This window comes from Oceanibium sediminis (genome assembly GCF_003265325.1).
Taxonomy (GTDB): Bacteria; Pseudomonadota; Alphaproteobacteria; order Rhodobacterales; family Rhodobacteraceae; genus Halovulum; species Halovulum sediminis.
The window spans coordinates 207,697-231,447 of sequence record NZ_QGNX01000003.1 but is presented as its reverse complement, the minus strand read 5'-3'; the positions used below and the strand labels follow the sequence as shown (position 1 = coordinate 231,447).

Annotated in this window: 21 protein-coding genes; 6 read left to right on the top strand and 15 right to left on the bottom strand. The window is 65.6% G+C overall.

Going from position 1 to position 23,751, the window contains the following annotated elements; all coding sequences use genetic code 11:
* Positions 1-106 precede the first annotated feature (106 nt).
* Positions 107-538: an FKBP-type peptidyl-prolyl cis-trans isomerase gene (locus DJ029_RS09570; RefSeq protein WP_112322209.1), complete on the bottom strand. Its 432-nt coding sequence runs from the start codon at positions 536-538 to the stop codon at positions 107-109.
* 614 nt (positions 539-1,152) lie between these two features.
* Here DJ029_RS09570 and DJ029_RS09565 point away from each other — a divergent pair.
* The 5 genes from DJ029_RS09565 (at position 1,153) to DJ029_RS09545 (ending at position 7,032) form a co-directional block, all read left to right on the top strand.
* Positions 1,153-2,988: an ABC transporter permease gene (locus DJ029_RS09565; protein ID WP_112322208.1), complete on the top strand. Its 1,836-nt coding sequence runs from the start codon at positions 1,153-1,155 to the stop codon at positions 2,986-2,988.
* A gap of 1 nt (position 2,989) precedes the next feature.
* The gene (locus tag DJ029_RS09560; protein WP_112322207.1) at positions 2,990-4,126 is read left to right on the top strand and encodes an ABC transporter ATP-binding protein; all 1,137 of its coding nucleotides are present in this window, start codon (positions 2,990-2,992) and stop codon (positions 4,124-4,126) included.
* A gap of 38 nt (positions 4,127-4,164) precedes the next feature.
* A complete protein-coding gene (locus tag DJ029_RS09555; protein WP_112322206.1) occupies positions 4,165-5,301 on the top strand; it encodes an ABC transporter substrate-binding protein in 1,137 nt (378 codons plus the stop codon).
* Between the two features lie 61 nt (positions 5,302-5,362).
* A complete protein-coding gene (locus tag DJ029_RS09550; protein ID WP_112322205.1) occupies positions 5,363-6,229 on the top strand; it encodes an inositol monophosphatase family protein in 867 nt (288 codons plus the stop codon).
* Complete coding sequence (locus DJ029_RS09545) at positions 6,226-7,032, top strand: inositol monophosphatase family protein (RefSeq protein WP_112322204.1); 807 nt, start codon at positions 6,226-6,228, stop codon at positions 7,030-7,032. Before DJ029_RS09550 ends, DJ029_RS09545 begins: the two co-directional genes overlap by 4 nt.
* A gap of 31 nt (positions 7,033-7,063) precedes the next feature.
* Here DJ029_RS09545 and DJ029_RS09540 read toward each other — a convergent pair whose 3' ends face one another.
* Positions 7,064-8,074, bottom strand: a complete 1,011-nt coding sequence (locus DJ029_RS09540) for a LacI family DNA-binding transcriptional regulator (RefSeq protein WP_232823031.1) — start codon at positions 8,072-8,074, stop codon at positions 7,064-7,066.
* A 299-nt stretch (positions 8,075-8,373) separates the two neighbouring features.
* Here DJ029_RS09540 and DJ029_RS09535 point away from each other — a divergent pair, with 299 nt between their 5' ends.
* Positions 8,374-8,976, top strand: coding sequence for a protein-tyrosine phosphatase family protein (locus DJ029_RS09535; protein ID WP_112322203.1), 603 nt, complete (start codon positions 8,374-8,376; stop codon positions 8,974-8,976).
* Between the two features lie 73 nt (positions 8,977-9,049).
* On the opposite strand, the gene DJ029_RS09530 is transcribed toward DJ029_RS09535, so the two are convergent.
* The 13 genes from DJ029_RS09530 to DJ029_RS09470 form a co-directional block, all read right to left on the bottom strand.
* Complete coding sequence (locus DJ029_RS09530) at positions 9,050-9,973, bottom strand: choline kinase family protein (RefSeq protein ID WP_112322202.1); 924 nt, start codon at positions 9,971-9,973, stop codon at positions 9,050-9,052.
* 9 nt (positions 9,974-9,982) lie between these two features.
* A complete protein-coding gene (locus tag DJ029_RS09525; RefSeq protein ID WP_112322201.1) occupies positions 9,983-10,933 on the bottom strand; it encodes a phosphotransferase in 951 nt (316 codons plus the stop codon).
* A 20-nt stretch (positions 10,934-10,953) separates the two neighbouring features.
* Positions 10,954-12,345: an amidase family protein gene (locus tag DJ029_RS09520; RefSeq protein ID WP_198671111.1), complete on the bottom strand. Its 1,392-nt coding sequence runs from the start codon at positions 12,343-12,345 to the stop codon at positions 10,954-10,956.
* Between the two features lie 69 nt (positions 12,346-12,414).
* Positions 12,415-13,560 carry an iron-containing alcohol dehydrogenase gene (locus tag DJ029_RS09515; RefSeq protein ID WP_112322199.1) on the bottom strand — a complete coding sequence of 382 codons (1,146 nt, stop codon included), beginning with the start codon at positions 13,558-13,560 and terminating at the stop codon, positions 12,415-12,417.
* Position 13,561: 1 nt separating this feature from the next.
* Positions 13,562-14,941 carry an aldehyde dehydrogenase family protein gene (locus DJ029_RS09510; protein WP_112322198.1) on the bottom strand — a complete coding sequence of 460 codons (1,380 nt, stop codon included), beginning with the start codon at positions 14,939-14,941 and terminating at the stop codon, positions 13,562-13,564.
* Between the two features lie 11 nt (positions 14,942-14,952).
* Positions 14,953-16,317, bottom strand: a complete 1,365-nt coding sequence (locus DJ029_RS09505) for a glutamine synthetase family protein (RefSeq protein ID WP_112322197.1) — start codon at positions 16,315-16,317, stop codon at positions 14,953-14,955.
* On the bottom strand, positions 16,314-17,141 hold the full coding sequence (locus DJ029_RS09500) for an N-formylglutamate amidohydrolase (protein WP_112322196.1): 828 nt from the start codon (positions 17,139-17,141) through the stop codon (positions 16,314-16,316). Before DJ029_RS09500 ends, DJ029_RS09505 begins: the two co-directional genes overlap by 4 nt.
* The gene (locus DJ029_RS09495) at positions 17,138-17,938 is read right to left on the bottom strand and encodes an inositol monophosphatase family protein (protein WP_112322195.1); all 801 of its coding nucleotides are present in this window, start codon (positions 17,936-17,938) and stop codon (positions 17,138-17,140) included. The genes DJ029_RS09500 and DJ029_RS09495 overlap by 4 nt, the downstream gene beginning before the upstream one ends.
* A 3-nt stretch (positions 17,939-17,941) precedes the next feature.
* Positions 17,942-19,240 carry a Zn-dependent hydrolase gene (locus tag DJ029_RS09490; protein ID WP_112322194.1) on the bottom strand — a complete coding sequence of 433 codons (1,299 nt, stop codon included), beginning with the start codon at positions 19,238-19,240 and terminating at the stop codon, positions 17,942-17,944.
* Positions 19,233-19,991 (bottom strand): DeoR/GlpR family DNA-binding transcription regulator, encoded by a 759-nt coding sequence (locus tag DJ029_RS09485; protein WP_112322193.1) that lies wholly within the window; start codon positions 19,989-19,991, stop codon positions 19,233-19,235. Before DJ029_RS09485 ends, DJ029_RS09490 begins: the two co-directional genes overlap by 8 nt.
* Positions 19,992-20,006: 15 nt before the next feature.
* Entirely contained in the window at positions 20,007-21,839 is a 1,833-nt protein-coding gene (locus tag DJ029_RS09480) for a dipeptide ABC transporter ATP-binding protein (RefSeq protein ID WP_112322192.1), read from the bottom strand.
* On the bottom strand, positions 21,839-22,762 hold the full coding sequence (locus tag DJ029_RS09475; RefSeq protein WP_112322191.1) for an ABC transporter permease: 924 nt from the start codon (positions 22,760-22,762) through the stop codon (positions 21,839-21,841). Before DJ029_RS09475 ends, DJ029_RS09480 begins: the two co-directional genes overlap by 1 nt.
* Position 22,763: 1 nt before the next feature.
* On the bottom strand, positions 22,764-23,744 hold the full coding sequence (locus DJ029_RS09470) for an ABC transporter permease (RefSeq protein WP_112322190.1): 981 nt from the start codon (positions 23,742-23,744) through the stop codon (positions 22,764-22,766).
* Positions 23,745-23,751: the final 7 nt, after the last annotated feature.

Below are 23,751 nucleotides of genomic sequence, written 5' to 3'. Positions count from 1 at the left end.
CCACCCCTTCCAATTATCCAAGCAAGGGCCCTTTCCCGCCGGGCGAGGCGCGGGCGGGGCGCACGTGCGCCCCGCCTGTGATCAATGCGATCTGGAGGTCAGCCGATCAGGCGACTTCGACCAGCATGACCTCGAACGTCAGCGTCTTGCCGGCGAGCGGGTGGTTGGCGTCCAGCTCAAGGTGGGTGTCCGTCTTGTCCGACACGATCACCGGCACGGTCTGCCCTTCGGGCGTCTGCACGCTCAGCTGGCTGCCCGGCTCGGTCGGGATGTGATCGGGCACTGCCTCGAGCGGGACGGACTGGATCCGCGCGGCATCACGCTCTCCGTAGGCTTCCTCGGGGGGGATGGTGACTTCGCGGGTCTCTCCGACTTCCATGCCGACGACGCCGCGGTCTAGCCCGGGGATGATCTCTCCCGCGCCGATGGTGAATTCCAGCGGCTCACGGCCCTCGGAATTGTCGAACACGGTGCCGTCTTCCAGCTTGCCGGTGTAATGGATGCGCAGTTTGTCTCCTGCCTTGGCGGCTTGGCTCATGATTTCTTCCTGTGGTTGGGATGGGTTTTCCGAGGCCGCAGCATCGCGGGTTCTCGGTGGTCGGCTCTGGGTTCGCTGCGAAGCGGGGCTGCGCCGACGGTGCTCCAAGGTGGTATCAAAGCCCGCTTTGGTTTGCAAACGAGGCCCCCTGATGGCCACCACGCCAGCGAGGCGGGCGGCTGAGCGGGCATGCTCGCAGAACCTCATGGACCGCCCTGCGGGCATCCCCTGCCGGGCGGTGGCCGGCACACGAAACACCCTTCGAACCCGGCAAAATACGGGCGGGTCTGCAAGGCTGTGCAAGATTATTTCCGGAGCAGCTCTCACCACCTTTTAACTTCTGTTATCCATTTTATCGAGAAACCAGAAACTTCCCGGGGGCAGGGTTGAACCGGCAATTCCGTCTTTTTTTGCACAGCTGTGCAATTTCCGATTGACATGACCCCGCGGCATGCGGAGTGTTGTAAAAAACAAGCGCAATTCACCGCCAGCGGACGCCGGCGGCGATGAAATGCGAACAAACCCGGGGAGGGACACCAGATTACTGCGCGCACCATCGAGATGAAGAGCGGTCGTGAACCGCTGTCTCCCACCCCCTGCCAGACGGGTCCAAGATGACCGGGGCAAGGCAAACCGACCCTGCCGGGGCCGTCGCCGAGAGTCGGCTGAACCGCCTCAACTACAAGATTCGGACCGCCTGGCGCGAGCCAACGGCGATTATCGGCATCCTGCTGACGATCGTCTTCGCCTACCTGATCGTCGTTCCGATCGCCGCGCTTCTGTATGATTCGGTCGAAGTGCAGTTCGGCGACGAGCGGCGCGCCGGCGCGCCCGAGGGCGGGCTGACGACCTACTACTTCTCACGCGCGCTGTTCTCGCCGGTTGCGCAGGACCTGTTCTGGCAGCCGCTGTCGCACACGCTGAGCATCTCGGTCGGGGCGATCATCATCTCCCTGTCGGTCGGCGGCGTGCTGGCCTGGCTGCTGGGCCGGACCGACCTGTTCGCCCGCCGCTGGTTCGCGACCGCGCTGATCGTGCCCTACATGCTGCCGAGCTGGACCTTCGCCCTTGCCTGGCGCACGCTGTTCAAGAACCGCGAAGTGGGCGGGCAGATGGGCTGGTTCGAGGCGATGGGCTTCCCCCCGCCTGACTGGCTGGCCTATGGCCAGGTGCCGATCACCATCATCCTGGCGCTGCACTACACGCCCTTTGTCATCCTGCTGTTCGGCAACGCCCTGCGCCGCTTCGACAGCCAGTTGGAGGATAGCGCCCGCGTGCTGGGCGCGCCGCCGCGCACCGTCGCGCGTAAGATCATCCTGCCGCTGATGCTGCCCGCCCTGATGTCGGCCACCGTGCTGATCTTCGCGAAGTGCCTGGGCGAGTTCGGCGTGTCCTACGTCCTGGGCCTGCCGGTCGATTACGACGTGCTGGCGACGTCGCTGTTCCGCAGCATCTCGTCCCGCCAGCCCGGTGTTGCGGCGGTGATCGCCATCGCGATCATGGCGATCGGGATCATCTCGCTGCTGATCGACGCGCGCCTCGTGCGGGAAAGCCGCAAGTTCGTGACCGTCGGCGGCAAAGGCTCGATGGACCGCAAGAACGCTCTGGGCATCTTCCGCCTGCCCGCCACGGTTTTCGCTGGCCTCATCTTTCTCATCAGTGTCGGCCTGCCGTTGCTGGTGCTGACGATGTCCACGGTGATGCGGGTTCCAGGAAATTTCGCACTGAGTAACTTCACCTTGGACTACTGGATCGGCCAGGACCTCGAGTTCGTCGCTTTCCCGACGGGAATCCTTCTGACGCCCGACCTCTGGACCGCGGTCTGGAACACGCTGACGATCGTCGGCTTCGCGTCGGTCTGCTCCGGCATGATGGGGATCCTCGTCGGCTATGTCGTCGTCCGCTCGCAGGTCAAGGCGGTGTCCGTCTTCCTGCGGCAGGTCACCTTCTTCCCCTACCTGGTGCCGGGCATCGCCTTCGCTGCCGCCTACCTGTCGCTGTTCGCGGTGCCGCGCGGGCCGATCCCGGCCCTTTACGGCACCTCGCTGATCCTGATCCTGGCGCTGATGGCGGACCAGATGCCCTATGCCTCGCGCGCCGGGATCTCGGCCATGATGCAGCTTGGCAAGGACCCCGAGGAAGCGGCGCAGGTCGCCGGGGCGGGCTGGTTCCGACGCATGATCAGCATCGTGATCCCGATCCAGAAAGGCGCGCTTGTCGCCGGGATCCTGCTGCCCTTCATCTCGGGCATCCGGGGGCTCAGCCTGTTCGTGATCCTGGCGGTGCCGGGCACCGACGTACTGACGACATTCTCGCTCAGACTGCTCGACTACAACTACACGCAGGCGGCCAACTCGGTTGTCCTGATCATTTCGGCGATCGCCTATTTCGGGACGCTTGCCGTTCAGAAGATGACGAAAACAAACCTAGCTGACGGACTGGAGGGCTGAAATGCCGACAATTGCGCTGAAAGCCATCAGCAAAAGCTACAGCAAGGATGGCGCCAAGGCTGTCTCGGACCTGGACCTGGAGGTCGTGGACGGCGACTTCATGTGCCTGCTGGGCCCCTCGGGCTGCGGCAAGACAACGACCCTGCGCATGATCGCGGGGCTCGAAAACCTGACCGAGGGGGAAATCACCGTCGGGGACCGGGTTGTCGACGCGGCCCACAAGGGCGTGTTCGTCCCCCCCGAGAAGCGGGAAATGGGGCTGGTCTTTCAAAGCTACGCCCTGTGGCCCCACCTGACGATCGAGGGCAACACCGACTTCGGCCTGCGCCTGCGCAAGGTTCCCAAGGCGGAGCGCGAAGAGCGGGTCACACGCGTCATGAAGACGCTCGGGATCGAGCAGTATCGCGACCGGTATCCCTCGCAACTGTCCGGCGGGCAGCAGCAGCGCGTGGCCCTGGCGCGCATGCTGGCCGTCAACCCCGAGGTGCTGCTGCTCGACGAGCCGCTGTCCAACCTCGACGCGCGCCTGCGCCTTGAAATGCGGACCGAGCTGAAGCGGATCCACAGTGAGTTCGGGACAACCATCGTCTTCGTGACCCACGATCAATGGGAGGCGATGACCCTGGCTACCCGGATCGCGGTGATGAACAACGGGAACCTGCAACAGGTCGGTACCCCCGAGGACATCTATGACCGCCCGGCAAACCGCTTCGTTGCCGAGTTCGTCGGCAGTCCGCCCATCAATATCGTCGAACTCGGGGGCGGCGCCGGTGGCGCGCTGGCCGAGGCGGCGAACGCGTTCCTGGATCAGCAGGGAACCCCGCGCGAAACGGTTGGCTCGGTCGGCTTGCGCCCCGAGTCGATCCGCCTGGCGCGCGACAAGGCCGACCTGCCCGCCGACGCCCTTTCCGGATCGGTCAGACTGACCGCCATCCTGCCCACCGGCGGGAACTGGATCCTGGAACTGGGCATCGACGGGCAGAAGCTGCATGCCTCAACACACGTCGCTCCGCATTGGCATGCAGAGGAGGAGTTGTTCTTCCACGTGGCATCCGACGCCGTGCACAGGTTCGATCCGAACGGGCATCGGCTGCCTCAGAGCGACGCTTCGACGACAAAAGTTCGAAAGGCCGGATGAGCTGTCCGGCCCAAAACAAATAGCAAGGAGGAAAGACAATGACATTGTTACCGGAACACAAGACAGGCCGCTTCCGCATGGGCGTGGCCGCGACGATGTTCGCGCTTGCCGGGCTCGGCGCGCCGGCCCTGGCCGAGGAGTTCGACCTCGACGCGCTGATCGCGGCGGCCCAGGCCGAGGACGGCATCACGATCTATTCCAGCACCAGCAAGATCAAGGAGGCTGCCGCCGAATTCACCAAGCTCTACGGGATCGAGGCCGTGGGCACCAAGGTGAAGGGCGCCGCCCAGATCGACCTGGTGGTGCGTGAGCACCAGGCCGGCAACGTGGTCGGCGATGTCATCATCTCCAGCGATGCGGCCGCCGCGCTGGCGCAACTTCTGCCCGAAGGCATGGTCACCAGCTGGACGCCGCCGGACATGGCGGACACGATCGATGAACTTTCCAAGGACCCGCTGGTCGTCTGGCGCGATCCCTCGCTGTGGACCTACAACAACGAAGACGGCGGCGAGTGCCCGGTCAGCAACATCTGGGAAGTCACCGAAGAAGCGTGGAACCGTCGCATCACGATGGAAGATCCGCTGAACAAGCCGTCCTTCGTCGACTGGTTCAACCAGATGCAAACCCATTTCGACGATGAAATCGCGGCCGCGTTCGAGGACCGCTACGGCGAGAAGCTGGACACCAGCGCACAAAGCGCCACGGCAACCTGGGTGGAGCGTCTTGCCGCCAACGCACCACTTCTGACGGACTCCTCCTCCGGGGCGGCTGAAGCCATCGGCACGCGTGGGCAGGAAAAGCCCTTCTTCGGCCTCGTCGCCAGCGCGAAATTCCGCGATGTCAGCGACGAAGGGCTGGCGATGGCGATCTGCAAGGACCTGAACCCCTACATGGGCTTCGCAAAGCCCGGCTTCGGCCTGATCGCGGCCGGCACCGACAGCCCCAACGCCGCGAAGCTGTTCCTGCACTTCATGATGACCGACGCAGGCGTGCTGCCGATGACCATCGACGGCAAGATGTCCGGCAACTCCGCCGTGCCGCCGCACCCGGAGGAGATCTCCGGCGTGGTCCAGATGGCGGACCGCCTGACGCCGCATGTCGCGGCAACCGGCGCGGATGATTTCGACCGGCGCCAGGACTGGCAGGACTTCTGGCGTATCCACTACTCCCGGTAAGAACCGGGCTTGCGGGGCCGGGTGATCTGCCCGGCCCCCCTCACTTTCCGAAAGGCCTCCCTTGACCCATTCCCCCACAATCGACGTCGCCCGTTCAACCGAGCTGAGGCATGCCGCCATCGCCGCGGCCCGATCCGTCGAGGCCCCCCTCGTCGAGGCTTTCCGCTCGGCGATGAGCATCGAGTTCAAGAGGGATCAGCGCGACATCGTCACGGCCCACGACAAGGCCGCCGAGGTCACCATCTGCGCGCACCTGAAAGCCGCTGTGCCCGATTCCGCCTTCATCGGCGAGGAAGGCGGCGTGCAGGGGAACGGCAGCGTCCAGTGGTACATCGATCCGATCGACGGCACAGCCAATTTCGCCCGCGGGATGCCGAGCTGGTGCATCTCCATCGGGGCGGTGTGCAACGGGCAGATCGTCGCCGGGGCGATCGTCGATCCGATGGGCGGCAACGTCTTCAGCGCGGACCTGGCCGGCGCCTATCATGGCGACAAGCCGCTCAGGTCCAAGGCGACCCCGGACGAAGGGCTTGCAACGCTGCTGTGCAGCTACCCCTCGGCGCGGGACCTGAAGATCGACGGGCGCGATATCGCGCTGGACCGCTTTGGCGTGCTTGTCGAAACCTATTCCGCCGTGCGCCGCATCGGCAGCGCCGCGCTTGGCCTCGCGCATGTCGCGGCCGGTTGGGCCGATGCCTCCGCGAATTTTTCCATCAACGCCTGGGACGTCACCGCCGGGATCCTGATCCTTCGGCAGGCCGGCGGCCATTACCAGCCCATCAACATGGGCACGCTGCGCGACGGCACGGCCGATTACATGTATCCCGCCTACATCGCCCTCGGGGCGGGAACCCAGTGCTCGACGCTGGTCGGGATCGCGCAGGACATCGCCTCGAACCGCAGCGAAACCGTGCAGGACAAGCCATGAACATTCCCCACCAAAGACGAGCCAGCGATATCGCCTTGCGCGAAGCGGTCTGCATTGACGTGATCCAGGCCGCCGGAGAAGAGGCCCGGCGCGGCTTCTCGGCGCAGACCGGCCAGGGACTGACGCTGAAAGGCCCGCAGGACTTCCTGACGGAAACCGACCTTGCGGTGGAAAAGCTGATCAAGTCGCGGATTTCCGAAAGCTTCCCCGGCGACGGCTTCCTCGGCGAGGAAACCGGCGGCGACGTCTCGGGGAACTACTGGGTCGTGGACCCGATCGACGGCACCGCCAATTTCGCGCGGGGCATTCCCCACTACGCCGTGGTCATGGCCTATGTCCATGAGGGCGAGGTCGCGCTCGGAGCGATCTTCAACCCGGAAACCGATGAGCTTTACGTCGCGACACGGGGCAAGGGCGCGACGCGCAACGGCCACGCGCTGCATACCGCCCCCACCCGCGACATGGAAAGCGCCAGCGTCGAGCTGGGCTGGTCCAACCGCCTGCCGAACCAGCGCTACATCGACATGGTCTCTGCCACGCTGGATGTCGGGGCGAACGCCCGCCGGGCGTCCTCCGGGGCGCTGGGGCTGGCCTTTGTCGCGGACGGGCGCTCGGACGGCTATGCCGAGTTGCACATGAACGCCTGGGATTGCCTTGCCGGACTGCTGCTCGTGCAGGAAGCGGGCGGCATCGTCGGCGGAACCGCCTGGCAGCCGAACCTGCAGGACGGCGGCTCCGTTCTGGCCGCGACACCCGCGATCGCCGCGAAACTCAGCGCGGCGTCCTCCATCGCGCTTGCCTGATCGCCGGCGCGGGGGCGCGCCCAGGCCAGGACTATTTCGGGCGGACAGACTTGCGCCAGACAGGCTCGGTCAGGAACCGTTTCGGCTGCTCACCGACATCCCCGGTATCGCCATCGACAAGGGACACCATGTAGGCGGCGATATCCTCGATCGGCTGGCGAAACGTCGTCAGGTCATAGGCGGCCCAGCCCGACTGCATGATGTTGTCGAAGCCCACGACGCAAAGCTCCTGCGGGATCGAGATGTCGAACTCCTCCCGCGCGACGTCCATGAAACCGCAGGCCAGCAGGTCGGTGACGCAGAACGCGCCATCGGGCCGGGATGTCCTGCAGAACAACTGCCGCGCTGCCGCCGCGCCGGATTCGTAGGATGTCGAGCCGATACGCACCACCGGCACGTCGAGCCCGGCGCGCTGCGCCTCCTCCACGAAGGCCCGCTCGCGCGCCAGCAGACTGGGCGTCCCGACGGTGGAGGTGACGACGGCGAGATTCGTGCAGCCCACGCGATGCAGCATGTGAAACGCCTCCCGCGCGGAGGCCCGGTTCGACACGTTGATGTTCTTCGTCCCCGCGACGGTTTCATCGCGGTTCACCACGATGACGCTCTGGCCATTGCTGATGCAGTTCTCGATGATCTGCCGGTCCGGCTGCCCCGACAGAACGATGGACGCATCGGCGCGGTATTGCAGCGTCAGGCGCATCGCGCTTTCGATCCCCGACCCGCCCGAGGCGTTGACGATCATCGCGACCTTGCCCACCGCCTGAAGCTGGCGGGTCAGCGCCTCGATGAATTGCCCGTGGTAGGGGGCGTCGATATCCGCCGTGACAATACAGACGATGTTGCTGCGGTCGTTCATCAACCCGCGCGCCAGGTGGTTCACATGGTAGCCGAGCTTTTCGGCCGCCTGCAGGACCCGCTTGCGCGTCGCGTCCGAGACAGACGCGCCCTCGGTAAAGGTGCGCGACACCGCCGAGCGGGACACGCCGGCCAGGTCCGCGACCTGCTGCGCGCTGATGAACGATCTTTCCGGTCTTTGCTTCACGATGGGAACCCGTGCTCCTGCGTGGGTTTTGCACACACGTGCACACTACAAGACAAACGCAACGGGAAAAATTCAAAACATCGCCGCACCGGCGAATTTTTTCGCATGGCCAGATCAAGAACGACAGAATCCGCGCGGGCCCTGCCGGTATGCGGGCGTTCGTCCGATGGGGTCACAGCGCTGGAATTCCCCCCTGCGGCCAGTATAATGCACAGGAGTGCAATCTGCATCTCCTCAATCGTCCGGCCATTGGGGCCATCACCGACCAGGCGTCACGACCGCCGCAACTTGGAGCAGACATGAACAGACAGGCGCCCGTCATCGACCGCCCGGCCATCAGCTTTATCGACAACAATCTCGGCCCGGACAAGGTCTCGATGTATATCAGCGGGACCGAAGGCGCCCGCGATGTCGCGAAACTGAAGGAGTTGGGCATCACCACGGTCGTGAACTGCGCCCTGAACCTGGACATCAACTACGCCGACACCATCACCCACGCGGCTGAGCAGGGCAAGGTTGCCGCGGGAAGCGGGCCGGTCAAGACCTACAAGGTGGGGCTGATCGACGGGCCGGGGAACCCGACGGACATGCTGCTCGGGGCGTATTTCATCCTGGAAAGCGCGCTGGACCAGACCCTGCCCGAGCGGGCCTCCTACCCCAATCGCGACCGCGGCAACATTCTGGTGCATTGCCGGGGCGGGCGCAGCCGCTCCGTCGCGCTGGTGGCGCTGTTCCTTCACCTGCAAAAGCCGGAGCAGTACCCCACCCTGGCGGACGCGATCGCACATGTGCGCGAGACGCGCGAGCTTCACCCCGACGAGTGGTTCGAGACGCCGAAGCAGCCGCTGATCGACGCGGCCGAACACGCGGTGCGCGCCCTGCGGGTCCTGCGCCAGGCATAGCGTCGAAGCGCCTGGTTCCCGGCAGTCCCGCCAATTGGGCAGGACTGCCGGGGACCAGGTCGGCGCGCAGGTCTCAGATCGTGCGCAGCCAATCGTCCCACCTGGGATCGTCGAACATCATCCGCGCCCGGCCGTATTTCCAGATGCCGTACTTCTGGTAATCGAAGTCCCAGTCGGAAAGCTGGCGCTGCTGAACCGCCCAGGAGCCCCACTTCATGTCCGCGATCGCGCGCGAGACGGTCACCCGCGCGACGATTTCGGGGCGGACCTCGCCGTAGTAACGCTCGATCATCGCGAGCAGGGTCTTCTCGTCCGCGAAAACCTCCGTCAGGAAGACGCCGAGCTCGTAGGCGCGCTCGTTGTTCGAGGCATACTCGTAATCGATGAGCTTCATGTCCTCGATCCGGTCATCGCGCATCTTCACCATGAAGTTCCCCGGCATCGGGTCATTGTGGCAGGGCACAAGGTCCATTCCCGAGGCGACGAAAGCCTGCCGCGCCTTGTTGTACTGCTTCGCAAGCCAGGGAAAATCGGCGGGGAACAGCGCGCCCAGCCCCCTTGCCTGCTCGATATGTTCGTCCGTCATGGCGAACATGTCCTTGGTTTCCGCAAGCGGCGCGCCGGCGTGGAACGCGGCGTAGAGGTCCATGACATTGCCCAGGAAATCGCGGCGCGCGAAATCGGCGTTGGTCGAGGCCTGGTAGCCGGTCAGGAATTCGACAACCTCGGTCCCGTTCGCGGGATCGTAGTGCAGCACATCGGGGCCAATCCCCATCGCATGCGCCTGGCGCGCGGCGTCGATGGAGATGGAGCGGTTGATGAAACTGTCCGTCCCCGCGCCGTAAAGCTTCAGAACATGCTGCGTGCCCGCATGTGTCACCAGCCAGTTGGAATTGGTGACGCCGCCATCCAGCGACTCGACCGTGACCGTATCGAAGGACCAGCCGGGCACCGCATTGATTGCCGTTTCAAGTTGCTTTCGGAGTTCGTCGTTCATCAGCCTCTCCTACTTTGCGGCGCGCAGCCGGTTGTTGGCGTCGGACGACTTGGCCTTGGCTTCCAGCCGCAGGAAACGCCAGGCCGCGTACTTGGAGAACTCCAGCGCGGATCGGGGGGAGGATGCGCCCATGATGGAGCCGATCAGCCCCCAGCGCATGTCGTCGGCCATGCCGTAGATCATGGCGCGCTGGAACAGCCCCTCGTCGAAGCGGCCGTACCATTCCTCGAAACCGCCGCGGGCGTCGGTGTCGGACTCGTAGACCTCGACCAGGTGGCAGCCGATATCCTCGAACGGGTCGCAATTCGCGGCGAGGTCGAAGTCCAGCAGCTTCACCGCGTTGTCCGGCCCGATCATCAGGTTCGCGGCGTTGCCGTCCCTGTGACAGGGCACGCTGTCCATGCCCTCGGCCTGAAGCTTTTGCCGCGCCTCGTCGAAGAAATCGGCGAAAACCGCGATGTCGCGGTGGGTCGCGCAGCCCTGCTGGCGCGCGTCGCGCAGCAGCGCGTCGATTTCTGCGAAGATGCTGGTGGTCCGGGATAGCGCCGCGCCGCCCTGGTAGGACTTTCTCAGGACGATCACCTTGTTGCGGATCACGGGATCGGCCATGTCGTGCAGCCCCCCTGCCCGCCAAGGGCTGCCGAGATCTTCCATCGCCAGCATCTGCTCAGACGGGGATTGATCCAGGATTTCCGGCCCGGCCCCCAGCTTGCCGGCCTGCGCGGCCCCTTCGAACGCCGCGGCGGTGTCCACGTAGAACCGCGTATCCGGGTGATAGTGCTTCAGGATGATCGAGCGCCCGTTCGCGGATGCCCGCCAGACGTCCCCCTCGATCCCGCGCCAGGCGGGTGACGCCAGCACGGTGAGGGGGTTCTGAAACGTCTCCGGCTCCGCGCCCAGGACCTGCGCGGCCCTGAGGCGGGCGCTGCGCTCTCGACTTTCCGCCTGTGGTTGCGGCATTTATTCCTCCCCGTTTTTATTCATGCAATCGGTACTGTCGGCCACCGCTGCTTACCGGCACCGAATATATCCAGTGCGGCTTCCAGCCGCGTCGCCAGGTCGAGAAGCCGGTAATCGTCGAAACGCCGTCCCACCAGTTGCATGCCGATCGGCAGGCCCCTGTCGTCGAACCCGCCGCAGATCGTGACCGCGGGATTGCCCGACTGGTTGAACAGCGAGGTGAACGTCGTGTGGCGCAACGGCATCTTGGGGTCGGGGCCCCGGTCCTCTGCCGGGAAGTTCACCACGGGCATGACCGGGGTCAGCAGGATGTCCACCTCCGCCAGCAGCGCGACTGTAAAGGCGACGCCCCGCTCGATCCCCTGGTTGATTTCCGCGATCTTGTTGGGCGTCCAGTCCTGCACCTCGCGGAACCACGCGAGCAGCGGTTCGGGCGTGCGGTCCCGCAAGTCCGGGTCGGCGGATTGGTATTCGAGCCAGCCCTTCAGCTTCAGCGAGTCGTCGATCGGAAGGTAGGCATCGAAATCCGCCTTTGTAGTGACATCCTCCACCGTGCCGCAGATCTGGCCGAGCACCCTGCGGACCCTGTCGAAACAGGTAAGCACCGCCGGTTCGACCATGGGGCCGAAGCCGAAGTCGGCGCTCGCCCCGATGCGTGGCGCGTCGCCGCCGACGACGTCGGTGAGCGGGACGGAGTATCGGTCCGCCGTGTCGATGCCACCCAGAAGCGCGGTCCAGGCCCGCAGGTCGGCGGCCCGGCGGGTGATTGGCCCTGCCGAGCGCACCGTCGAGGCGGGCGCATGGGGGATCGCGCCCTGCGTGGGTTTCAGCGCGGCGAGGCCGCAGTGCGCGGCGGGCAGGCGGACCGACCCGGCGATATCCGAGCCGACGGACATCATGCCGATCCCCGACGCAAGCGACGCGCCCGCCCCCGCACTGGAGCCGCCGGTGTTCCAGGACAGCCCCCAGGGGTTGCGCACGATCCCGTGCGAGCCGCTGACGCCGGACCCGCTCAGCCCGAAATCCGGCATCGCGCCCTTGCCGATGATGATCGCGCCCGAGCGTTTCAACCGGGCCGCGGGCGGGGAATCCGTGCTGGCGACAATGCCCTCCCGGTGGATGGCGGTGCCATGGTGCCAGCGCATGCCGACCGCGTTGACGCTGTCCTTGATGCTGACGGGGATCCCGTCAAACGCGCTCAGCGGCGCGCCGGAGGCATAGCGCCGCTCGGCGGCCTCGGCCTCGGCGAAGGCGGCCTGCTTGCGCAGGTCGTAAAGCGCGTTGATGCTGCCGTTGACCTTCTCGATCTGCTCGAACGTCGTCTTCAGCACCTCGACCGGGCTCAGCTGCTTCATTGCCAGGGCCGATTGAAGCCCAGACAGCGACAATTGCGAAAGCTCATCAATATTCATTCTGTACTTCTCTTTCGCCCACGGCATAGCGCGCGCTGTGGGATCAGTTGGCGGGGCCAGGTCCTTTGTTCAAAGGCAGGCCGTTATCAGCCCCCGCGTGTTCTCGGGGGTCATCTCGATCGGGTTGCCGCCGGTGCTGGGATCGGCAAGGGCGTCGCGCACCAGCCGGTCGATATCCGGGTCTTTCACGCCCAGTTCCGTCAGGGTGCGCGGGATGCCAAGCGCGGCGTTCAGCTCATCCACGAAGACGCAGAACCCGTCGAACCCGCCCTTGATGCCAAGGTAGGCGGCGGCATCGTCGAACCGGTCCGAGATCGCGGCGCGGTTGAATTGCAGGACGGCAGGCATGCACACCGCGTTGGTCGTGCCGTGATGGGTGTGGTGGATCGCGCCCACGGGATGCGAGATCGCGTGGATCGCCCCGAGCCCCTTCTGGAACGCGGTGGAGCCCATGGCCGCCGCGATCATCACATGCGAACGCGCCTCAAGGTCGGTGCCGTCCTTGTAGGCGCGCGGCAGGTAGTCCTTGATCAGGCGCATGCCCTCAAGGGCGATCCCCTGGCTCATGGGGTGGAAATGGGGCGAGGAATACGCCTCCACGCAGTGGGCGAAAGCGTCCAGCCCGGTGCCCGCCGTGATGAACGGCGGCATGCCGAGGGTGAGTTCGGGATCGCAGATGACCTGCACGGGAAGCATCTTTGGGTGGAAGATGATCTTCTTCTCGCCCTTCGCGGAATTCGAGATGACGCTGGCCCGCCCCACTTCCGAGCCGGTCCCGGCGGTGGTGGGCACGGCCACGATGGGATCGATCCCGGCGGGGTCCGCGCGGGTCCACCAATCGCCGATATCCTCGAAGTCCCACAGCGCGCGCGATTGCCCGGCCATGAACGCCAGCACCTTGGCAAGATCCAGCGCCGAGCCGCCGCCGAAGGCGATCACACCGTCATAGCCCCCGTCGCGATAGACCTTCAGCCCCGCCTCGACGTTCTTGTCCGACGGGTTCGGGTCCACGTCCGAGAACATGTCATCGCCCTTGCCCGCGTTCGTAAGGACGGCACGCGCGCGGGTCGTGATCTCCATTCCCGCAAGGCCCTTGTCCGTGACGAACAGGGGTTTCGTGATGCCCGCGGCGTCGCAGGCGTCGGCAAGCTCGCCAATGCGCCCCGCGCCAAACCGGATGGAGGTCGGATAACTCCAGTTTCCCAAAAGCTTCATGTCAGTCGGCCTTCTTCAGATGGTAGGATTTCGGCCGGGTCAGGTTGTGGTACCCGATGACGGACAGCCCGCCGCCCTTGCCGGTGTTCTTGCAGCCCGTCCAGCACAGGGCCGGGTCTAGGTAGTCGGCCCGGTTCATGAAGACGGTGCCGGTTTCGATCTGGTCGCCGATGCGGATCGCCCGCGCGACGTCCTTCGTCCAGAGACTTGCGGTCAAGCCGAATTCGCTGTCGTTCATCAGGGCGATGGCCTCGGCGTCGTCGCGGACCTTCATGATGCCGACCACCGGGCCGAAGCTTTCCTCGCGCATGACGCGCATGTCGTGGGTAACGTTGGTCAGGATCTGCGGCGTCAGGTAGGCGCCGCCGTCATCCTCGGCGAAGGTTTCGATATGGGCGACGGCGCCCATGTCCAGCGCTTCGGCGATCTGGGCGCGCACGTCCTGCGCGAAGCGCACATGCGCCATCGGGCCGAGCGTCGTTTCCGGGTCCAGCGGATTGCCCAGCTTGTAGCCACGCACGATGGCCACCGCCTTTTCGACGAAGGCGTCGAACAGGCTTTCGTGGACGTAGATCCGCTCGATCCCGCAGCAGCACTGGCCGGAGTTGAACATCGCCCCGCCGATCAGCGTTTCCACGGCGGCGTCGAGGTCCGCATCCTCCATCACGTAGCCGGGGTCCTTGCCGCCAAGCTCGGTCCCGACGCCGGTAAAGGTGCCCGCGGCGGCGCGTTCCATCGCCTGGCCGCCCCCGACGGAGCCGGTGAAGTTGATGAAATCAAAGGCGTTGTCCGCGATCAGCGCGCCGGTGGTGTCGTGGTCGAGAAACAGGTTCTGGAACACGTCCTGCGGCACGCCGGCGGCGTTAAAGGCGCGCGCCATACGCTCACCCACCAGCAAGGTCTGGGTGGCGTGCTTCAGGACCACGGCGTTGCCCGCGATCAGGGCCGGGGCGACGGTGTTGATCGCCGTCATGTAGGGATAGTTCCAGGGCGCGACGACCAGGACCACACCATGGGGCACCCGCTTGATATAGCGCGTGAAGGCCGCGTCATCGCTGATCGCGATGTCCTGCAACGCGTCTTCGGCGATTGCCGCCATATGGGCCGCGCGTTCGTTGAATCCGCCGAATTCGCCGCCGTAGCGGATCGGGCGGCCCATCATATGCGCGAGTTCTGGCACGATCTCGTCGTTCATCGCGCCCACGGCGGCGACTCCGGCCAGCACCAGGTCGATCCGCTCCTGCAAGGGGCGGGCCGCCCATTCCCGCTGCGCCGTGCGTGCCCGCACGACCGCCGCGGCCGCCGCATCGCGCGCCAGGACCGGGCGTTCGGCGAACACCGAGCCATCGATGGGGGATATGCATTTCAGTGCTTCAGTCATGTCTTCCTCGCTCAGGCCCGCTCAAAACCGCGGGCGATCTCGTAATCGGTGACCACGCGGTTGAAGTCGTCGATTTCCCACTCGGCCGCGCGGGCGTAATGGTCGACCACCTCGTCCCCCATCGCGTCGCGCAGCATGTCCGAGGCGACAAGCGCCTCGCGCGCGTCGCGCAGGGTGCGCGGGATATGGTTGCGCGCGTCGTCGCTATAGGCGTCGCCGGAATGGGCGGCGGGCAACTCGAGCTTCTGCGCGATCCCGGCCAGGCCCGCGGCCAGCATCCCGGCCTGCGCCAGGTAGGGGTTCATGTCCGCGCCGGGGATACGGCATTCCACGCGCACGGCTTTCGTCCCCTCGCCGCACAGGCGGAAGGCGGCGGTGCGGTTGTCGACGGACCAGACCGTCTGCGTGGGGGCGAAACTGCCCTTGGCGAACCGCTTGTAGCTGTTGACGTAGGGCGCCATGAAACAGGTGTAATCCGCCGCGTAGAACAGCAGGCCGGCGATGTAGTGGTCCATCAGCTCGGACTTACCCAGCGGGCGCGCGGCGTCGAAGAAGGCGTTCTCGCCCCCCTGCCAGAGCGATTGGTGCACGTGGCTGGCGCTACCGACCCGCGCGTGGTGCCACTTGGGAAGGAAGCTTGCCGCATGGCCCGCCGCATGGGCGATTTCCTTGACCGCGTGTTTCGCGAGCGTGTGGTTGTCCGCGCAGGCCAGCGCATCGGCGTAGCGGATGTTCAACTCTTCCTGGCCCGCCTCGGCCTCGCCCTTGGAGCCCTCGATCGGGATGCCCATGGCGCGCAGGTGATTGCGGATCGGGCGCATCACGTGCTCTTCCTTGGTGGTCTGGAAGATGTGGTAATCCTCGTTGTAGGTCGAGATCGGTTCGAGCTTCCGGAACCCGCCCCTGGCGATTTCGTCATGGGTGCCGTTGAACAGGAAGAATTCCAGCTCCGTCGCCATGACGGGGTTCAGGCCCATGGCCTGCGCGCGCGCGATCTGCTTTTGCAGCATCCCCCGCGGCGCATGGGGCACGGGCTGGTGGGTGTGGTGGTCCAGCACGTCGCACAGCACCATCGCCGTCCCCTCCAGCCAGGGCACCGGGCGCAGCGTGGAAAGGTCCGGCTTCATGACGTAATCGCCATAGCCGCGTTCCCAGCTGGTCGAGGCGTAGCCGTCCGGCGTGGCCATCTCCAGGTCGGTCGCGAGCAGGTAGTTGCAGCAGTGGGTTTCCGCGAAGCCGCTTTCAACGAACGCCTCGGCGTGCAGGCGCTTGCCCAACAGCCGGCCCTGCATGTCCACCATGGTGACGAGCACGGTGTCCACCTGCCCGGCGGCGACCTGCTGCTTGAAAACCTCGATCGAGTAGTCTGCTCTCATGTCTGCGCACCCGGTGTTGCTTGTTCGTTGGCATGTTGGATCTGGGCAAGGGCCGGGCGCAGCGCGTGCAGGATTAGCACCTGCACCGCGCGCTGGCCCGCCGCGTCCGCCAGAAGGTCGTTGCGCACCTCGATCATGACGTGCGGCGCTTCCCCGCCGCCTGTGTGCAGATCGATCGTGTGCAGGACGCCGTCTTCGGGGCCGTAGGGTTCGTTCAGGCGGATATCAAAGGCGCGGCCAGTGCCCTGGCCCTGCGCCTGCATCGCCCTGGCCAGGTGGTCGTTCCGGCTGAACAGGTACCCGACCTCAACCGCGCGCCGCACGCCGTGGAAGACGGGCGTGAAGCTGTGGATCGACACCGCGACCGGGTCTTTCTTCGCGGCGACGGCCCCCGCCACGGCGGCGTGGAAAGGGGCGTAGATCTCCTCCGCGCGCGCGTCCCGCTCCCCTTCTGAAAGCGCGGCATTGCCGGGGATCGGACACACCTCGGTATCCGCGGGCATCGCGCTTTCCGCTTCCGGCGGGCGGTTGCAGTCATAGACCAGCCGCGAGAAGCGCGCGGCAACAAGCGGGGCGTCGAGCGCGGCGCTGAGGGCGCGCGCCAGGTCCAGGGCGCCAGGGTCCCAGGCGACATGACTGGACAGTTGGTCCTCGCTCAACCCCAGCGTGTTCAGCTTTGCGGGCATACGGTTGCTCGCATGTTCGCAGATCAGCACAACCGGGGACCCGCCGTCGGGGTTGGACACCTCGAAAGGCAAGCCATCCTGCGGGGTCAGAACCCCTGGCGTCCTCGGGGGGGCGGGCGGCTGGCCAGGGCGGGTCATATGGTGGCCCCATCCGCGATCAGCCCAAGCAGCGCCGCGTGCAGTTCCGGCGTCGCCGCCGAGATCACCCTCCCGTCGGACTCATAACCGAGCGGATTGCCCGACCAGTCCGAGATGACGCCGCCCGCCGCCTCGATCACCCCCGCGAGGGGCAGGTAGTCGAAGGGCTTCAGGTCGAAATCCACCACCGCATCGATATGTCCCGCGGCGAGCAGCGCATGGGGGTAGCAATCATAGCCGAAACGCCGCGTGTGACCGGCCTGAAGCAGGCGGCGCAGCACCTCCGGCTCCTCGGCCAGCAGCTTCTCGCCCTCGTTGATGGTGAGGAACGCATCCGCCAGCCGCGTCCTGCCCGAGACCTTGATCGGATCCCCGTTCAGCGTCGCGACCGCGCCCTTGCACCCGATGTAAAGCTCGTCCAGCGCAGGCATGGAGATCACGCCCGTCGTCAGCGCCCCCCGTTCCATATGCGCCAGGAGGAAACCGAACAGCGGGTGGCCGCAAATGAAAGAGCGTGTCCCGTCGATCGGATCGATGACCCAGACATGCTCGGCCCGCAGATCGCCCGCGCCATATTCCTCGCCCAGGATGGCATGGTCGGGGAAACGCTGCTGTAAAAGCGCGCGGGCCTGCTGCTCGATTTCCTTGTCGGCGCGCGTGACGGGGCTTTCATCGCCCTTGAGTTGGATGTCGAGCGCCCGCCGGAAGTGCCGCAGCGCGGTTTCGCGGGCCGCCTCTGCAAGGTCATGGGCGGTCTGGGCGATGCTGGGGATCGCCTTGGTCGTGACGTCTGGCATGGTCTATTCCGTCCTGAGGGGGGCGCTTGCCGGAGCCTGTGGCGCGGGGCTGCACATCAGGCGCGCGATGGCCAGCGTCAGTGCGTTCAGCCCGCGCGTCATCTGCGCGTCCGAGGTGAATTCGTCCGGGGAATGGCTGATGCCGCGCCGCGAGGGGACGAACAGCAGGGTGGTCGGGCAAATGCGCTGCATGCGGATCGCGTCATGCCCGGCGATGGTGGGCAGGCGCATGTGGCGCAAGCCCGCCTGGTCCAGCACCGCCTCGACACGGGTTGCGGCGGTGTCGTCGAACTCGACCACCTCGCGCCCCTCGGCAGAACTGTCGGCGATGGTGCAGCCGGACACCTGCTGGATTTCCGCGAAGGAGAGCATCAGCTCCGCTTCGACCTGCTCAAGCACCGCAGCGTCGCCGGACCTGAGCTCGACCCACATGCGGACACGCTCGGCAACCGTATTGGGTGAGTTCGGTTCGATATCCATGCGCCCGACCGAGCCGTGCACGGGGAACGGGGCCCCTGTGGCCAGGTCGTTGACGCGCACCACGATCCGGGCCGCCGCGCAAAGCGCATCGCGCCGCGCCGCCATCGGGGTCGGGCCGGTGTGATCCGGCTTGCCCGTGACCTCGACCAGCAGCTTTCGCGCGCCCCAGCACGTCGCCACGACGCCGATGTCGTTGCCCGTGGCTTCCAGCCGGGTGCCCTGCTCGACGTGGATTTCCACGTAGCGGGACGGGCGGGGCCCCTGCCCTTCGCCGAGGTAGCCGATCCGCGACAGGGCCTCGCGCAAGGACACACCGTCCTTGTCCGTGGCCGCCAGGGCCTGGGAGGCGGGAATATCGCCGGTGAACACGCCGCTTCCCAGGATGCTGGGCTGGAAGCGCGCCCCTTCCTCGCTGGTCCAGGCCACGACCACCAGTTGCCGTTCCCGGGGAATGAGCCGACCCTCGCGCACCGCGGCAAGGATCGCTACCGCGCTGATACAGGCGCAGGCGACGCCGTAGGTGCCGTCGAACCGCCCGCCGTTCGGTTGGCTGTCAAGGTGAGAGCCGCACAGGACGACCCCGTCAGGATCGCCCTGCCCGAGGTCGAAGATCCCGAAGATATTGCCAACGCTGTCGACCACCACCTCGGCCCCGTTTTGCCCCAGCCAGTCGCACAGGTGATCGCGGGCCTGGCGGTCCGCCTCGCCCGCGGCCAGGCGCGAAATGCCGCCGCCGGGCAGCTTGCCGAACGCCGCGAACTGCCCGAACAGCTGAAGCAGGGCCGCCTCGTGCCGGCTGTCGTGGATCGGGGTGTCAGCCATGGATCACGTCCAGCCCGGCCTTCTTGAAGCGCTTGCCGAAGTCCGCGGCGGGCTTGCGGTCCGTCACCACGCGATCGACCGCCTCGAACGGGGCGGTGCACATGTTCGCGGATTTCCCGAACTTCGAGGAATCCGCCATCACCACCTTGTTGCGGGCGCATTTCATCAGCGTCTGGCGGATCCGGACCTCGTCTTCCTCGAAATCCATGAACCCGCGCTCGGCGTCGACGCCGGCCACGCTCATGAAGGCGGTGTCGAAATAGTAGCCCTGCAGGTAGGAAATCGTGTCATAACCGACGAGGTCGGACTCGTCCTTGCGCAACTGCCCCGGCGCTACGAAGACCGAGACGCCGAAATGCTCCTTGGCGATCTGCGCGACATTCAGCGAATTGGTATAGACCTTAAGGTCCGAGAACCGCCCCAGCTGGCGGGCCAGCGCCTCGGTCGTGGAGCCGATGTGCAGGAAGATCGACGTCTGGTCCGAGATCAGGTCGGCAGCCAGCTTGGCAATGATGCCCTTTTCCTTCGTATGCTTGCGGACACGTTCGCTGATCGGTTCGTCACGGATGGACGACACGCCGATCGCCCCCCCATGAACGCGCCTGAGCAAGCCTTCCTGTTCAAGATCCTTGAGATCCCGGCGGACCGTCTCGTCGGACACGTTCAGCCGCGCCGCCACGTCGGCAACGGAAATGCGGTCGTGGTAGCTGAGGCGCTCAAGAATGTGTTCGCGGCGATGGCTGTTCAACATCGAATCCTCCTGTCGCTATTTCCCGGCCGCAAGGGATCGGGCCGGGGCATCCTGCCCTACAAGATGGCACATCGCGCTTCCGCCCCCAGGTAAAACCTGCGCTACGGGATCGACCCGGCCACAAATCTCCTGCGCCAGCGGGCAGCGGCTGCGGAACGAACACCCCGGCGGGATGTGAACCGGGCTGGGGGGCTCGCCCTCGAGCAGGTATTCGTCCGAGCTGAAGGGGTGATCGTCCAGCGTGGGCACCGCGCTCAGCAGGGCGCGGGAATAGGGATGCGCGGGATTGTCGAACAAGGCGTTGTTGTCCGCGAATTCCACGATCCGCCCGAGGTACATCACCGCGACCCGGTGGCAGACCTTCCGCACCAGCGCCATGTCGTGAGAGATGAAGATATAGGTGAAGCCGTGGGTCTTCTGAAGCCGGTCGAACACCTCGAACAGCTTCGATTGCTCGACCTGGTCCAGGGCGGACAGGGTTTCGTCCAGGATCATCAGCCGCGGCTCAAGCACCAGCGCGCGCGCGATGTTGATGCGCTGGCGCTGGCCCGCGCTCAGGCCGACGGTCAGCTGGTTTTCAAGCGCCGGATCAAGCCCCACCTCCCGCATCGCCGCCAGCACGCGGCCCCGGATTTCCGAGCGTTTGCACAGTCCGTGGATCAGCAACGGCTCAGCGATGATGCGCCCGATCGGCATGCGGGAGGGCAGCGAGCTGTAGGGGTCCTGAAGCAGCAACTGGAAGGACTGGCGCAGTTTCGTCAGGTCCTTCGCCCCCAGTTTCGACAGGTCCTGCCCGGCAAAGCGGATGGACCCGGCCTGCGGGGATTCCAGCCAGGCCAGAAGGCGGGTCAGGGTGGACTTGCCGCAGCCGGATTCACCGACGATGCCGATATTCTCGCCCTCGCGGATATCCAGCGTGACGCCGCGCACGGCCTGCACCGCGTTCACGCCGCGGAAACTGCCTTTCTTGCGCACGAAATAGGTGCGGTGAACATCCTCCACCGTCATCAGGGTCCTGGTGTCGGCGGCCTCCGGCCCCGAGATGCCCTCCCCCCAGATCCGCGGCAGGCGCGACAGAAGCGACTTCGTGTAATCGTGCTGCGGGTTCTGCACCAGCGCGGTCGGGGTGGCCTTTTCGACGATCCGCCCCGACTGAAGCACCATGACCTCATCCGCGACGGTTTCCGCCACCGGCAGCGAGGACGAGATGAACAGGATCGCGGTGGAGAACTGCTCGCGCAAATCACGGATCAGCCGGATGATCTGCGCTGCAACCGTCACGTCCAGCGGCTGGGTGATGTTGTCTGCGATCAGCACGGCGGGGTTCGTCACAAGTGCGTCGACGATCATCACGCGCTGCATCATGCCGCCGCTGAACTGGAAGGGGTATTCGTGGAAACGCACCTCGGGGGACGGGATGCGGACCGCGGCCAGAACCTCCAGTGCGCGCTCGGTGGCGGCCTTGCGCGACATGCCGGGGCTGACGGAAAGCAGCTTCTCGACGATCTGGTTGCCCACCGGAATCGTCGGATCGAGCGAGCCTTGCGGGTTCGCCCCGATGTAGCCGATTTCCTTGCCGCGGATCTTGGACAGCTTCCGCTCGCTCAGGCCGAGCAGGTCCGCCCCCTTGTAATGCACCGCGCCCGAGCGGGTGACCAGCGGCGCGCCAAGCCCCTTGACCAACGCGCGGGCCAACACGGTCTTGCCCGATCCCGCCTCGCCGATCAGGCCCAGGATCTCGCCCGATTTCAGGTCGAAGCTGATCCCGTCCAGGATCCTCGCGGCGGGATCATTGTCCAGGCCGACCGTCAGGTCACGCACACACAGAACCGTCTTATCCTCGGACATCACGCCGCCCCCTTCAGAACCCGGTTACGGGCGTTTTCCATTGCCGACCCCATCAGGTTCAGGCCGGTCAGCGTGATCAAAAGGAACATCCCCGGCATGGTGGCGATCCACCAGGCGTTGATCAGGTACTTGCGCCCGTCGGCGATGATATTGCCGAACGTCGGCGTCGGCGGCTGGATTCCCAGCCCGATGAAGCCGAGGATCGACTCGAAGATCATGATGCTGGCCACGTCCAGCACCGCGACGAAGGCGATCGGCGGCAGGATGGCGGGGGCCAGGAACTTCAGGATGATGCGGGTGTCCGACGCGCCGAGCACACGCTCGCCCTTGATGTACTCCTTACCCTTTTCGGCCAGCGCGGCGCTGCGCGCGACCCGCGCGTACAGCGGCCAGCCCGCAAGGCCCAGCACCAGGATGATCGCCGGTGCGGTGGGGCGCGACACGCCCAGGATGGTGATCGCAAGGATGATCATCGGGATCGACAGCTGCGCGTCGGTTATGCGCATGATGATCGTATCCGTCAGCCCGCCCTTGAAGCCGGAAAGCAGCCCCAGCCCGCAGCCCACGAAGAACATCAGCACCACTGTGGCGCAGCCGATGAACACCGAGTAGCGCAGACCGACAAGGCAGCGCAGGAACAGGTCCCGGCCAAGCTGGTCCGTTCCGAGGGGATGCGCCCATGTCCACCCCTCGCCCATGAAAAGCGGCGGGATCAGCCGGGACCTGACGTTCATCTTGGTCGGGTCGACAGAGCTGAATTCGGGATAGACCAGCGCCCCGAACAGGAGCAGCACGAAGACGATGAACCCGGCCCTGAAGGCAACGCTCGACCAGGCTTCGCGCACCATGCGCTGCGTCGGGGTCAGCTTTAGCAGGGACATGGAAGGTTGATTGGCGATCTGGGAGACTTGGACGTCTGACATATCAATACTCCAACCGGGGATCGATGAAGCTCGCGGCCAGATCGACGGCAATATTGATGAACACGAAGATGGCGCTGATGAAGATGGCCACCCCCTGGATGATCGGGAAATCCCGCTGCAGAACCGCGTTGATGGTCAGGCGGCCAAGGCCCGGGTAGTCGAAGATCAGCTCAACCACCAGGACACCGCCCAGCAAGATGCCGAGCTGGATGCCGAACAGGTTCAACAGCGGGATCGAGGCGTTGCGGATCGCGTGCGCCACGACGATCCGCGGGCGTTTCAGCCCCCTGAGCGGCGCGACCGCGATGAATTCCTCGTGCATGATCTGCGCGATGGACACCGACAGGGTGCGGATGATGAAGGGAGAGATCCCGATCGCCAGCACGAAGGCGGGCAGGATCGTGTACTCGAACCCCTTGTAGCCGATCGACGGCAGGATCCCGAGCTTGATGGAAAACAGCTGCGCCAGCACGATCCCCAGCCAGAAGTTCGGCAGCGAAACGAAGACGGAGCCGCTGAAGAACGCCAGCCTGTCCTGCCACTTGCCGGGGTTCAGGCCCGCCGCGACGCCAAGGGGGAAGGAAATGATCAGGGCAAAGACAACAGACAACCCGGCGAGTTGCAGCGTCAGCGGGATACGCTCGAGGATCAGGTCCAGCACCTCGGCCCGCTCGTTGCGCGACGGGTCGTCATAGGCGGCGGCGCCGACGGTCGCGCCGCTCTTGGGGCGGAAGAATGAGTTGCCGAGGTCGCCGCGCGCCAGGTCGCCGAGATAGCGCACGTACTGGACGACGATCGGATCGTTCAGGCCCAGTTCCTCTGCTTTCTGGACAACGACTTCATCGGGGGCCATGCCGCCGACGATCAGGCGGGCGGGATCTCCGGGGACGACGCGCAGCAGCGCGAAGATCGCGAACGAGACGATCAGCAGGACTACCAGCCCCTGCAGGACCCTGCGGATGAGGAAGTTAAGCAGATACAATTGTCTT